General features: G+C 73.4%; 9 protein-coding genes. 3 read left to right on the top strand and 6 right to left on the bottom strand.

Annotation, left to right across the window (positions count from 1 at the left end):
- The first annotated feature begins 226 nt into the window (after positions 1-226).
- The 3 genes from O2W20_RS11560 to O2W20_RS11570 all read left to right on the top strand — a co-directional run bounded on the left by O2W20_RS11560 (position 227) and on the right by O2W20_RS11570 (position 7,886).
- On the top strand, positions 227-6,001 hold the full coding sequence (locus O2W20_RS11560; protein ID WP_269172476.1) for a pectinesterase family protein: 5,775 nt from the start codon (positions 227-229) through the stop codon (positions 5,999-6,001).
- 149 nt (positions 6,002-6,150) lie between these two features.
- The gene (locus O2W20_RS11565; protein ID WP_269172475.1) at positions 6,151-7,020 is read left to right on the top strand and encodes a WecB/TagA/CpsF family glycosyltransferase; all 870 of its coding nucleotides are present in this window, start codon (positions 6,151-6,153) and stop codon (positions 7,018-7,020) included.
- 107 nt (positions 7,021-7,127) lie between these two features.
- Complete coding sequence (locus O2W20_RS11570; protein ID WP_269172474.1) at positions 7,128-7,886, top strand: sulfite exporter TauE/SafE family protein; 759 nt, start codon at positions 7,128-7,130, stop codon at positions 7,884-7,886.
- Positions 7,887-7,895: 9 nt separating this feature from the next.
- Here the strand turns inward: O2W20_RS11570 and O2W20_RS11575 are convergent, their stop codons facing one another.
- The 6 genes from O2W20_RS11575 to O2W20_RS11600 all read right to left on the bottom strand — a co-directional run bounded on the left by O2W20_RS11575 (position 7,896) and on the right by O2W20_RS11600 (position 13,469).
- Positions 7,896-9,011, bottom strand: a complete 1,116-nt coding sequence (locus O2W20_RS11575) for an NAD(P)/FAD-dependent oxidoreductase (protein ID WP_269172473.1) — start codon at positions 9,009-9,011, stop codon at positions 7,896-7,898.
- 10 nt (positions 9,012-9,021) lie between these two features.
- Positions 9,022-9,594 carry a TIGR00730 family Rossman fold protein gene (locus tag O2W20_RS11580; RefSeq protein WP_269172472.1) on the bottom strand — a complete coding sequence of 191 codons (573 nt, stop codon included), beginning with the start codon at positions 9,592-9,594 and terminating at the stop codon, positions 9,022-9,024.
- Between the two features lie 101 nt (positions 9,595-9,695).
- Complete coding sequence (locus O2W20_RS11585; protein WP_269172471.1) at positions 9,696-10,154, bottom strand: MaoC family dehydratase; 459 nt, start codon at positions 10,152-10,154, stop codon at positions 9,696-9,698.
- Positions 10,151-11,695 carry an acyl-CoA synthetase gene (locus tag O2W20_RS11590; protein WP_269172470.1) on the bottom strand — a complete coding sequence of 515 codons (1,545 nt, stop codon included), beginning with the start codon at positions 11,693-11,695 and terminating at the stop codon, positions 10,151-10,153. Before O2W20_RS11590 ends, O2W20_RS11585 begins: the two co-directional genes overlap by 4 nt.
- Complete coding sequence (locus O2W20_RS11595; RefSeq protein WP_269172641.1) at positions 11,692-12,555, bottom strand: amidohydrolase family protein; 864 nt, start codon at positions 12,553-12,555, stop codon at positions 11,692-11,694. Before O2W20_RS11595 ends, O2W20_RS11590 begins: the two co-directional genes overlap by 4 nt.
- A gap of 5 nt (positions 12,556-12,560) precedes the next feature.
- Positions 12,561-13,469: an SDR family NAD(P)-dependent oxidoreductase gene (locus tag O2W20_RS11600; protein WP_269172469.1), complete on the bottom strand. Its 909-nt coding sequence runs from the start codon at positions 13,467-13,469 to the stop codon at positions 12,561-12,563.
- Positions 13,470-13,517: the final 48 nt, after the last annotated feature.

Raw genomic sequence — 13,517 nt, forward strand, 5'->3', positions numbered from 1 at the left:
CGTCCTCACGCTGGGTAGTCGAACACCAGCACCGCTGCGAGGTGCCGTGCACCCGAACAGGTGAAACGGACCGCACGGGCCCGAATGGTGTGACTCAGCGTTGCCTGGTGCACAACCGGCGACGTAGCGTCCCGATCCGAACGTCCGAGCGCCCACCGGTGTGCGGCTCGGCGTGTCGTCGTCCTCGGAGCCTGTCTCCTCGGCCCCTGCAGAGAAGAGCTCGTCTGTGTCTCGCGCTTCCCGTCCGCCCGCACTCGCCTCGCGTGCCGGCGCCGCCACCCTGGCGGCCGCCGCCCTGCTCGGCAGCCTCGTCGTCGGCGTGCCCAGCGCCGCCGCCGCCACCGGTCCGACCGCCGTGGCCGACTTCGACGGGGACGGCGCCAGCGACCTCGGCGTCTTCCGGCCTGCCGAGGGCCAGTTCCTGATCGAGGGCCAGGACGCCACCTGGTGGGGCGGTGAGGGCGACGTCGACGTCTCCGCCGACTACGACGGCGACGGCGCCACCGACATCGCGGTGTTCCGCCCGGCGACCGGGCAGTGGTTCGTCGAGGGTGGCGCCACGTCGTGGTGGGGCGAGGCCGGGGACGTGGCCGTGCCGGCGGACTACGACGGTGACGGCAGCGCTGACATCGCGGTGTTCCGCCCGGCGACCGGGCAGTGGTTCGTCGAGGGCGGCGCCAGCACGTACTGGGGCGAGGCCGGGGACGTGGCCGTGCCGGCGGACTACGACGGTGACGGTGCGGCCGAGGTCGCGGTGTTCCGCCCGGCGACCGGGCAGTGGTTCGTCGAGGGTGGCGCCACTTCGTGGTGGGGCGAGGCCGGGGACGTGGCCGTGCCGGCGGACTACGACGGTGACGGCAGCGCTGACATCGCGGTGTTCCGCCCGGCGACCGGGCAGTGGTTCGTCGAGGGTGGGGCGACCTCCTGGTGGGGTGGTCCCGGTGACGTGGCGGTGCCGGCTGACTACGACGGTGACGGTGCGGCCGAGGTCGCGGTGTTCCGCCCCGAGACCGGGGAGTGGTTCGTCGAGGGCGGCGCCAGCACGTACTGGGGTGGCGCGGGCGACCTCGCACTGACCCGCGGCCTGGGCGAGCGGCAGGCGGCCGAGGCCGCGCCGGTCGACCCCACACCGGTCGACACCACCGCGCCGGCCGTACCGGCCGACGTGACCACCGTGCTGGGCGACAGCTCGGTGACGGTCAGCTGGGCGGCAGTGGCCGAGGGCGACCTCGCCGGGTACGACGTCCAGCGCGCCGAGGCCGGGGGTGAGCCGGTCGAGCTGACCGCCGAGCTGGTCGAGGGCACCTCCTTCACCGACTCCACCGCCACGGTCGGGACCCGGTACTCCTACACGGTCACCGCGACCGACACCGCGGGCAACGCCTCGGCCCCCTCGGCTGCCGCCGTCGCCACCCCGGTGGACGCCGACGTGGTCGTCGCCGCCGACGGTTCCGCGGACGCCACGACCGTGCAGGCGGGCGTCGACCTGGTGCCTAACAACGCCGACCACCGGGCCGACCCGCAGCTGGTCCTGGTCCAGCCGGGCACCTACGAGGGCCTGGTCACCTCGGGCAACCGGTACGGCGTCACGGTCATGGGTGCCACCACCGACCCCGCCGACACCGTGCTCACCGCCGCCGACGCGGTGAACCCGACCGTCTCGCTGTCCGGCCACGAGTGGTCACTGCTGAACCTGACCGTGGCGAACACCAACGGCACCGGCGTCGCCGGCGCTCAGGCCACCGCGCTGAAGGTCAACTCCGGTGACCGCGACGTCTTCGACAACGTCGCCTTCCTCGGCAACAAGCAGACCCTGCAGCTGCAGACGTCGAACACCACGACCTACAGCCGGCTCTTCTTCTCGAACGCCTACGTCGAGGGCGGGCAGGACATCGTCCTGGGCCGCGCGGTCGCCGTCTTCGAGGACAGCACGATCCACGTGCTCGACCAGCCCAACGCGGCGATCACCGACTCGTCGATCAGCTCCGCGCACCCCTACGGCTTCCTGGTCACCGACAGCGAGATCGTCACCGACGGGGCAGCCGGCTCGATCTACCTGGGCCGCCCCTACCCGGCCAGCGCCACCTCGCAGGCCCAGGTGACGATCCGCGGCACCGAGCTGGGTTCGGCGATCAACACCGCACAGCCGTGGAAGGACTGGAACGCCACCACGCCCTGGACCTCGGGTCGCTTCTCCGAGTACCAGAACACCGGCCCGGGCGCGACGGTCAACGCCAACCGCCCGCAGCTGACCGACGAGCAGGCCGCGCAGTACACCAAGGCCGCCTACCTCGCCGGCACCGACGGCTGGGCCCCGGTCGGGCAGCAGCTGCCCACCGAGCCGGCCGACACCACCGCCCCGGCAGCCCCGGCCGGCCTCACGGCCACCGCCGGGAACGCCCAGGTCGAGCTGACCTGGACGGCGAACGCCGACAGCGACCTCGCCGGCTACGACCTCTACCGGGCCGCAGGCACCACGGTCGAGGTGACGGCGGAGAACAAGGTGAACACCGAGCTGCTCACCGGCTCCTCCTACACCGACCGCGCCGTGGTCAGCGGCACCGGGTACGCCTACGTGCTCACCGCCGTCGACGGTGCGGGCAACGCGTCGGCCGCCTCGGCGACCGTCTCGGCCACCCCGACCGGTGAGGTGCTGCCGGTGCACGACCTGCTGGTCGCGCAGGACGGCTCGGGTGACTTCACCTCCGTGCAGGCCGCCGTCGACGCCGCCGGCGCCGGCACGGCCGGCGACCCGGTCGTCATCGCGATCAAGCCGGGCACCTACCGCGAGCTGGTCAGCATCACCAAGAACAACGTCTCGCTGCTCGGCACCACCGGGACGGCCACCGACGTCGTGCTCAGCTACGACAACGCCGCCGGCACCATCAACCCGGCGACCGGCTCGGCGTACGGCACCGGCAACAGCCAGAGCGTGCTGGTCAAGGGCAACGACGTCACGGTCAGCGACCTGACGATCGAGAACGCCTTCGACGAGGCGGCGGCGACGTTCAACGACAAGCAGGCGGTCGCGCTGAACACCACCGGTGACCGGCTGGTCTTCGACAACGTGCGCCTGCTGGGCAACCAGGACACCCTGCTGGTCAACTCCGGTGACGCCAACCGGGTCGCCCGGTCCTACTTCGTGGACAGCTACGTCGAGGGCGACGTCGACTTCGTCTTCGGCCGGGGCACCGCGGTGTTCGACCGGAGCACGATCCACGCGCTGAGCCGGGGCAGCAGCTCCAACAACGGCTACCTCACCGCCGCGAGCACCGCGGACGACAACCGGTACGGGATCCTGATCACCAACAGCACGGTGACCAGCGACGCCCCGGCGGAGACGTTCTCGCTCGGCCGCCCGTGGCGCGGCTGGAGCGACGACTACACGAAGAACGGCGTCGAGATGCCGAACTCGCGTGGTCAGGTCACCATCCGCGAGACCGAGCTGCCCGCCGCGATCCGGACCAGCCAGCCGTGGGCCGACATGTCCCCGAACCTGTGGACCGACGGCCGCGTCGCCGAGTACGAGAACACCGGTGCCGGCGCCACGGTGAACGCCAACCGGCCGCAGCTGACCGCCGCCGAGGCCACCGAGTACACGAAGTGGGACTACCTGGCCGGCAGCGACAGCTGGAACCCGATCGGCTCCGAGGAGCCGGCCGCCGGCGACATCACCGCCCCGGCGGCGCCGGCCGGGCTCACCGCATCGGCGGACGACGCCGGTGTGACCGTGACCTGGACGGCGAACGGCGAGGCCGACCTGGCCGGCTACCACGTCTACCGGGCCACCGGCAGCACGGTCGAGGCCACCGCGGCCAACCAGCTGACCACCGAGCTGCTCACGGAGGCCGGCTACCGCGACACCGCCGTCTCCCCGGGCGTCGAGTACAGCTACCTGGTGACCGCGGTGGACGCCATCGGCAACGTGTCGGGCGCCTCGGCGCCGGCCACGCTGACCACCGCGGGTGCACCGCTGCCCGACCACGACCTGCTGGTCGCCCAGGACGGTTCCGGTGACTTCACCACCGTGCAGGCGGCGGTCGACGCCGCCGGCGCGGGCACCGCGGCCGACCCGGTCGTCATCGCGGTCACCCCGGGTGAGTACCGCGGCGTCGTCGCGATGCCGCGGGACCACGTGACGCTGATCGGGACCACCGGCGACGCCGCCGACGTGGTCATCGTGGAGGACCACGCGGCCGGGACGCAGAAGCCCGACGGCTCCGGCACCTACGGCTCCTCCGGCAGCGCCACGGTGCTGATCAAGGGCAGCGACATCACGGTCCGGGACCTCACCTTCGCCAACGACTTCGACGAGGAGTCGTCCGACCTCTCGGCGAAGCAGGCGCTGGCGCTGAAGACCCAGGGTGACCGGCTGGTCTTCGACAACGTCCGGTTCCTGGGCGACCAGGACACGCTGATGGTCGACTCGCCCGGCACCGGCGTGCAGGCGCGGTCGTACTTCGTGGACAGCTACGTCGAGGGCGACGTGGACTTCATCTTCGGCCGGGGCACCGCGGTGTTCGACCGGAGCACGATCTTCGCGTCCAGCCGGGGCAGCAGCTCCAACAACGGCTACATCACGGCCGGCAGCATCGACATCAGCCTCCCGTACGGGATCCTGATCACCGACAGCACCGTGCAGAGCGACGCCCCGGCCGGCACCTTCCACCTGGGCCGCCCGTGGCACCCCAGCGGTGACGTGAACGCCATCGCCCAGGTCGTCATCCGCGACACCGAGCTGCCCGCGGCGATCAAGTCCGCGCCGTGGACGGACATGAGCGGGTTCTCCTGGACCGAGGCCCGGTTCGCCGAGTTCCAGAACACCGGCCCGGGTGCCGGGGTCAACGAGAACCGTCCGCAGCTGAGCGCCGCCGAGGCCGAGCAGTACACCAAGTGGGACTACCTGGCCGGCAAGGACGGCTGGAACCCCACCGGTGAGGTCGAGCCGCCGCCGTCGGACACCACCGCGCCGGCCGCGCCGGCCGGGCTCGCCGCCACGGTGGCGCCGGGTGCGGTGACGCTGGACTGGGCCGACAACGCCGAGCCCGACGCCGCCGGGTACGTGGTCTACCGCGCGCTGACCGAGACCGGCAGCTACGCCCGGCTCACCAGCGCCCCGATCGCCACCTCGACCTACCTGGACAACACCGTCCCGGTCGGCTCGACCGGTTGGTACCGGGTCACCGCGGTCGACGTCACGGGCAACGAGTCCGCGGCGGCGACGGCGAGCGCGACGGTGACCGAGGGCAACGGGGAGACCCGCCCGCTCAGCGTCTTCGTGATCGGTGACTCGACCGCGTCGGTCTACCAGGCCAACGAGGGCCCGCGGACCGGCTGGGGCCAGGCGCTGGGGCTGTTCACCACCGAGAACGCCACGGTGGTCGACTACGCCAAGTCCGGGGCCAGCTCCAAGGACTACTACGACAGCGGCCTGTTCGACCGGACGCTGGCGGAGATCCAGCCGGGCGACTTCCTGCTCATCTCCTTCGGGCACAACGACCAGAAGGCCGACGACCCGAGCCGGTACACCGACCCGTACGGCACGTACCAGGAGTACCTGCAGCGCTACATCGACGGTGCCCGGGCCGCCGGGGCCACCCCGGTGCTGGTGACCTCGGTGGAGCGTCGCCGGTTCACCGAGGACGGGGTCGCCAAGAGCACCCACGGTGAGTACCCGGCCGCGATGCGGGCGCTGGCCGCCGAGCAGGGCGTCGCGGTGGTCGACCTGACCGCCATGAGCACCGACCTGTGGAACGAGCTGGGGGCGGAGGGGACGAAGGACTACTTCCTCCACGTCGAGCCGGGTGAGTACCCGAACTACCCGGACGGCCGCGCGGACGACACCCACTTCCAGGCGCGGGGGGCGATCGAGCTGGCTCGCATCGTCGCCACGTCCCTGGCCGAGCAGGGGGTCCTGCCGGCGGGTGGCGACTACTTCCAGCGGCTGGACGGCGCGGTCGCCGACGACGAGGTCGTCTGGCCGGCCAAGCGCCCGATCTGACCCGACCGGGTCCTCGTCACCCGGGCGGGTGGGCCGGCACGCGCCCACCCACCCGCCCGGGTGACGCACCTGCCCGTGGACGAGCACCGGGGCTCCACCACGGGATCGAATGGCCGTGCACAACAGGATCGACGAGGCAAGGACGGCACGTGCGCACCCCGGACACCCCACCGCTCGGCTCCGTCGTCGACTTCACCACCGAACGGGCCCTCCGCCGGGCCGAGCCGGTCACCCGGCCCGCTCCGGATCCCCAGGCCGACGCCGTCGCCGAGGTGGCCGGCCACCTCGCCCGGCTGCACGACACCGGCCAGTCGGTGGCCACCGTCTCCTGGGTCAACCACCACAGCGCCCTGGAGCTGCTGCACTCCGACCCCGAGCTGCTGCGGCGCCTCACCTACCTCGGCGTCGACGGTCTGTTCCTGCGCAGCCTGCTGGGCGGCGGACTGGTGCCGAGGACCAGCGCGGACCTCGTGCTCCCGGAGCTGCTCGGTCGGCTCCGGGCGCCGCGGGTCGCCGTCGTCGGCGGGCGGCCGGAGGACGTGGCGAGCCTGCGGCGCGCGGTGGCCGCGCTGCTCCCGCCGGACGGCGAGATCGTCTCCGTCCGGGACGGCTACGCCGGCCGCCCGACCCCGGGCGAGCTGGACGTCTGGCTGGCCCGCACCCGGCCGACCGTGGTGCTGGCCGGGCTCGGCGCACCGCTGCAGGAGCAGTTCGTGCTGGACGTCGCCCGGCACCTGCCGCAGGGGCTGGCGCTCACCTGTGGGGGCTTCCTGGACCAGGTGCAGCAGGAGGGCTACTACCCGGCCTGGGCCTACCCGCTGAAGCTGAACTGGCTGGTGCGGCTGGCCCGCGAGCCGCGGCGGATGTGGCGGCGGTACTCGGTCGAGGCGGTGGCGGCCCTCCGCGCTCGTGCCGCGCTGCGCGCCGAGGTGCTGGGGGCCCCGGGGTTCCGGCGGCTGCGGTGGTACGCCTGGCCCGAGGTCGACGACCGGTGGACCGCGGAGGCCACCAGCTCCTGAGCCCGGCCGGTCGGTCCTGCCGGCGTCCCGGTCCTGCCCACCAGGCGTCCGCCCTGCCCACGTGCATGATCGGCCGGTAGCGCGGCCGACGCAGGGGAGGGGGGACGGTGGAGGGGATCCTGCTGGTGGCCGGCGGCGTCGTCGTCTTCCTCGCCAGCGTCCTGGCCGGCGGGACTGGCTTCGGCTACTCCCTGGTGTGCGCGCCGCTCCTGCTGCTGGCCGGCATCCCGCTGGCCGACGTCGTCGTCATCAACCTCACGGTCGGCGTGGTCACCCGGATCGGAGCCGTCCTCCGGCTCCGGCACTCGGTCGACCGGCAACGGTCCACGTACCTGGTGGCGGGCTGCGTCCCCGGACTGCTGCTCGGCCACCTCGTGCTCGACCGGGTCGACGCCGACGCGCTCAAGGTGACGGCCGGGGTCGTGGCGGTCGTCGCCGCGGGCTTCCTCCTGCTCCGGCGGCCGGCCGTCCCACCCGGTGAGCCGGGGGCGCCGTCCCGCCTCGCGCCGGGTGTCGCCGGGGTGCTGGGCGGGTTCCTCGGCATCACGACCTCGATGAACGGCCCCCCGCCGGTGATCCTGCTCTCCCACCGGAACGTGGCGCCGCGGGCGTTCATCGCCGACATGGCGGTGTACCTGCTCGCCTGCAACACCATGGCCCTCGCCGTGATCGGGCTGACGGGTGGGCTGTCGCTGGACCGGGTGGGGCTGCTGCTGGCGTGCTGGCTCCCGGGCGCGGTGCTGGGCAACCTGCTGGGCGTGGCCTACGGCTCCCGGTTGCCCCTCGCCCCGTTCCGGCTGCTGACCCTGGGGCTGGTCATGGTCACGGGGCTGGCGACCGTGGCCACGTCGATCGGTGGGCTGTGACGGGGCGGGTCAGCGCAGCCGGCGTGCGGTGGCCGCCAGGGTCCGGGCGGTGAGCCGCCCGTCGGCCAGCCCGAGGGCGACGACGTCGTCGAAGACCCGCTGGTCGGCCTGCGCCGCCCGCACGGCGGCGTCCATCAGCACCGGCCACCGGCTCAGCTGGGAGGTCACCGCGGAGGCCCGGAGGTGCCCACCGAGCCGGCGGCGCAGCAGCCGCCGGTGCACCTCACCGGCGCGCGGACCGTGGCCGGCCGCCGTGCCCGCCAGGGCGCCGGAGAGGACGGCGTAGAAGATCCCCTCCCCGGTCAGCGGGTTGATCAGCGACTGCGCGTCCCCGGCCAGCAGCACCCGGCCGCCGGGCAGCCGGGGCCGGCCGGTCGACAGCGGCAGCCGGTGCGCCCGCAGCCCCTCGGGCTGCACGCCCGGCAGCATCCGGTACAGCCCGGCGACCAGCTCGGTGCGGGTCACGCCCCCGGAGACCAGCTCGCCGTAGCCGACGTTGGCCCGCCCGTCGCCGAGCGGGAAGGACCAGGCGTAGGCCGGCCACCGCTGGTCGGTGGTGGTCACCACCTGGACGCCGTCCATGCCGGGGAGCACGGGGGCGTAGCCGCGGATCGCCACGGCCAGCCGGTCCGGCGGGTTGGGGGCCACCCCGAGCGCCCGGCGCACCACCGACTCGGCGCCGTCGGCGCCCACCAGCACCCCGGCCCGGACGGCGCCGTCGACCTCGACGTGCGTGAGGTGCACGGTGACCTGGCGGACGGTGTGCCGGCGGAACCGGACGCCGGTGGCCAGCACCTGGGCGAGCAGCCGCCCGTCCAGCACCGCGCGCGGGACGACGAGCGAGGGCCGGTGCATCGCCCGCTCGACCGTCGTCCCGTCCGGGCCCTGCAGGCGCAGCCGGGGGACCGGCGGGAAGCCCGCGGTCAGCGCCGGGACGTCGATCCCCAGCCCGGCCAGCACGTCCAGCGCCTCGGGCGCGATCCCGTCCCCGCAGACCTTGTCCCGGGGGAAGTCGGCTCGGTCGAGCACCAGCACGTCGGCGTCCGGCCGGGCCCGGCGGACGGCGGCCGCGCACGCCGCACCGGCCGGCCCGCCCCCGACGACGACGACGTCCGCGTGCTCCATGGCCAGCAGGCTAGGCGGCCGGCGGCGGGGTCCACTTGCGCGCCGGGTGCTCGTAGCCCGCGACGAAGGCCAGCAGCTCCGCGGCGTCGTGCACCACCCCGAGCGCGTCGAGCCGGTTGGCGGCCAGGTAGCCGTCGTCGACCATCCGGCGCAGCTGGTCCAGCAGCGGCTGCCAGAACCCGTCGACGTCCAGGAGCGCGGTCGGCTTGGCGTGCAGCCCGAGCATCCCCCAGGTCCAGGCCTCGAACAGCTCCTCGAGGGTGCCGGCGGCTCCGGGCAGCGCGACGAAGGCGTCGGACAGGTCGGCCATCACCGCCTTGCGCTCGTGCATCGTCTGCACGACCTCCAGCCGGGGCAGCCCGGGGTGGGCGACCTCGTCGTCGACCAGGTGCTGCGGGATCACCCCGACCACCTCGCCGCCGGCGGCCAGCGCCGCGTCGGCGACGACGCCCATCAGGCCCACGTTCCCCCCGCCGTACACGATGCCGACGCCGGCCCGGGCCAGCTCGGTGGCGAAGGTGGCGGCGGCCCGCTGGTGAGACGGCGGCCCGACCTGGGACCCGGTGAAGACGGCGATGCGCACCCCGCCACCGTATGCACCACCCCGCCCGGTGAGCGGCACAGGTACCTCTTCACCCAGTTCAGCCCCGCGGACCGGGTGAAGAGGTACCTGTGCCTGGGGGATCAGCCGGCGTAGGCGCGGGTGACCCACTCGGCGATGCAGACCGGCTTGTCGCCGCCCTCGCGCTCGATGGTGACGGCGAAGGTGTTCTGCAGCCCGCCGGCGACCTCCTCCACGTCCTTGAGCGTCACGTGGGCCCGGACCTTGGAGCCGACCGGCACCGGCGCGGGGAACCGGACCTTGTTCAGCCCGTAGTTCACGCCCATCTTCGCGTCGGTGATCGTGTAGGTCTGGGTGACCAGCGGCACGAGCAGCGACAGGGTCAGGTAGCCGTGGGCGATCGGGCCGCCGAACGGGCTCTCGGCCTTGGCCCGCTCCACGTCGACGTGGATCCACTGGTGGTCACCGGTGGCGTCGGCGAACAGGTTGACCGCTTCCTGGGTCACCTCGTGCCAGTCGCTGGTGCCCAGCTCCTGGCCCTTCAGCGCGGGCAGTTCGGCGATCGTGGTGGTGGTGGTCATGCGTCCTCCTCGGTTGGCACGTACGTACGTCGCAGGTCCGGCTTGCGGATCTTGCCGGTCGCGGTCTTGGGCAGCTCGTCCACGTAGCGGACCTCCTTGGGCACCTTGAACCCGGCGAGCCGTTCCCGCAGCGCGGCGCGGAGCGCGTCCGCGTCGCGGGGGGCCCCGGGCGCGGGGACGACGACGGCCAGGCCGACCTCGCCCCAGTGCGGGTCGGGCTTGCCGATCACCGCGACCTCCTGCACCTCGGGGAGCTCCAGCATCACCGACTCGACCTCGGCCGGGTACACGTTCTCCCCGCCCGAGATGATCATGTCCTTGTACCGGTCGCGGATGTAGAGGTAGCCGTCCTCGTCGGTGGAACCGGCGTCCCCGGAGTGGTACCAGCCGTCGACGATCGCGGCCGCGGTGGCCTCGGGCGCGTTCCAGTACCCGGCCATGACGTTCGGCCCGGACACCACGATCTCGCCGACCTCCCCCGGCGGGCACTCGGTCCCGTCCGGCCGGACCACCCGCACGTCGGTGAAGAACTGCGACTTCCCGGCCGACCCGACCTTGGCCACCGCGTCCGCGCTGTCCAGGGCCGTGCCGGCGGGTGCGGACTCGGTCATCCCGTAGGCCTGCTGCACGGTCACCCCGCGCTCCAGCCAGGTGCGCAGCAGCGGCAGGGGCAGTGGCGCCCCGGCGGCGCCGATGGTGCGCAGCGCCGACAGGTCGAGGGTGCCGAAGTCGGGCTGGCGGCTGAGTGCGTCGAGCATTGTGGGGACGGCGAAGAACGACGTCACCCGTTGCTCGGCGATGACCGCGAGCGTCGACGGCGGGTCGAACCCCCGCACCAGCACGACGCACCCGCCGCGCAGCAGGGTCGGGTTGAGCGTCCCGTTCAGCCCGCCGATGTGGAACAGCGGGGCCAGGGCCAGGGTCCGTTCGTCCGGCGTGAAGTCGAAGCCCAGCACCTGGCTCATGCACGACCAGGTCATGTTCCCGTGGGTCAGCACCGCGCCCTTGGGCCGCCCGGTGGTCCCGGAGGTGTACATGATCAGACAGATGTCGTCGAGGGTGACCGGCTCGTCCCGCTGCACCGGCTCGGCCTCCGCCAGCAGCCCCGCCCAGTCCAGCGAGTCGGCGCCGCCGGCCAGCGGCGGTTCGGCGGCCACCCAGTGCCGGACGGCGGGCAGGGCCGCGCGCAGGGTGTCCGCCGTCGTCCCGTGCTCCCGGCCGTGCACGACCAAGGACGCACCGGAGTGCTCGAGCACGTACTGCGCCTCGGGCGGGGTGAGCCGGGCGTTCACCGGCACCCAGATCGCGCCCAGCTGGCCGCAGGCGTACAGCATCTCCAGCCCGGCGGGGTGGTTCGCGCCGAACCAGGCCACCCGGTCGCCGCGCTGCACCCCGAGCCCGGCCAGTGCGCTCGCGGCCCGCCGGACCCGCACCGCGAACTCGCCGTGCGTCGTCGTCGTCCCCTCGAACCAGAGCGCCGGCTTGTGCGGGGAGCTCCGCAGCCGGCGCTCGGGCCAGGAGCCCAGTCCGGCGTTCCTCACCGCAACCCCAGGGCCACGATCGCGTTCTCCTTCATGATCAGCGGCCGGACCTCGTCCTTGATCTCCAGGGCCTCGAAGTCGCGGATCCAGCGCTCGGGGCGCAGCAGCGGGTAGTCCGAGCCGAAGAGCACCTTGCGCTTCAACATCGTGTTCGCGGCGCGGACCAGCTGCGGCGGGAAGTACTTCGGTGACCAGCCGGAGAGGTCGATGTAGACGTTGGCCTTGTGGGTGGCCACCGAGATCGCGGCGTCCTGCCAGGGCACCGACGGATGCGCCATGATGATCGTCAGGCCCGGGAAGTCGGCCGCGACGTCGTCCAGCAGCATCGGGTCGGAGTAGCGCAGCTTGATCCCGCGGCCGCCGGGCAGCCCGGCGCCGATCCCGGTCTGCCCGGTGTGGAACAGCGCGGGGACGCCGAGGCTCTGCAGCTCCTCGTACAGCGGGTACACCGCGCGGTCGTTGGGCAGGAAGTCCTGCAGGCTGGGGTGGAACTTGAACCCCCGCACGCCGTGGGACTCCACCAGCCGGCGGGCGGCGCGGATGCCGGCCACCCCGCGCGCCGGGTCGATCGAGCCGAACGGGATCAGCACGTCGGGGTGCTGCGCGGCGAGGTCGGCGATCTCCTCGTTGGACAGTGTCATCTGCCCGGTGGCCGCCTCGGCGTCGACGGTGAAGACGACCGCGGCCATCTTCTTGTCCCGGTAGTCCGCGGCGATGTCGGGGACCGTCGGGTCGTACGGGTCGCCCTTGAAGTACTTGCTGGCGGCGGCGTTGAGCTCGTCGTCCAGCGCCAGGTGCCCGTGCTGGTCGGCGTGCACGTGGGTGTGCACGTCGATGGCGACCAGGGAGTCGAGGTCCAGCCCCGTCACTTCGGGGGCTCCGGCAGCTGCTGGCCCACCGTCTGCTGGGACGACGCGAACTTCTCCGGCCACGCCTCGGCGATGGCGTCCGGCGACCAGCCGGTGCCGTCGGCGAACTCCACGACCACCTCGGTCGGGTGGGTCCACAGGGCGAGCCGGTCACCGCCGATCCCCACGGCCTGCCCGGTGATGCCGCTGGCGGCGTCGGAGGCGAGGAAGGCGACCAGGCCGGCGGCGTCCTGGGGGCTGCCGAAGCCCAGCTCCTGGCGGGCGAAGGCCGGCAGCGGGTCGCCGGCGGCAAGCGCGTCGACGTAGGGCTTGAGGAAGGGCACCGTCTCGGTCATCGCGGTGGCGGCGACCGGGACGACGGCGTTGACGGTGATCTCGGCCCGGGCCAGCTCCATCGCCCAGGTGCGGACCATGCCGACGATCCCGGCCTTGGCGGCGGCGTAGTTGGTCTGGCCGAAGTTGCCGACCTGGCCGGTGGGGGAGCCGATGCAGATGATCCGGCCGCCCTCGCCCTGCTCGCGCATCCGCACCGCGGCAGCCCGGGTGCAGGTGAAGGTGCCGCGCAGGTGCGTGGTCAGGACGGCGTCGAACTGCTCGTCGGTCATCTTCCACACGGTGGTGTCGCGCAGGATGCCGGCGTTGTTGACCAGCACGTCCAGCCGGCCGAACTCGTCCACCGCCCGGTCGACCAGGGCCTGGGCGGCCTCGCTGCTGCCGACGGCGACGACCTCGGCGACGGCGGTGCCCCCGGCGTCGGTGATCGACTGCACGGCGGCCTCGGCGACGTCGGGGTCGACGTCGTTGACGACGACGGCGGCCCCGCAGCGGGCGAGTTCGGTGGCGTAGGCGAGGCCGAGGCCCCGCCCGGATCCGGTGACGACGGCGACCTTGCCGGTCAGGTCCATGAGTGCTCCTTCGTTCGACGCCGTGCTGGCGACGGTTGGGGGGATCGG

Source organism: Modestobacter sp. VKM Ac-2982, from assembly GCF_026967935.1.
In the GTDB taxonomy this organism is placed as follows: domain Bacteria; phylum Actinomycetota; class Actinomycetes; order Mycobacteriales; family Geodermatophilaceae; genus Modestobacter.

Bases quoted from the DNA above. Each gene is read 5' to 3' on its own strand.
- O2W20_RS11575 (WP_269172473.1), bottom strand. From the start codon at position 9,011: ATGGAGCACGCGGACGTCGTCGTCGTCGGGGGCGGGCCGGCCGGTGCG.
- O2W20_RS11600 (WP_269172469.1), bottom strand. From the start codon at position 13,469: ATGGACCTGACCGGCAAGGTCGCCGTCGTCACCGGATCCGGGCGGGGC.
- O2W20_RS11585 (WP_269172471.1), bottom strand. From the start codon at position 10,154: ATGACCACCACCACCACGATCGCCGAACTGCCCGCGCTGAAGGGCCAG.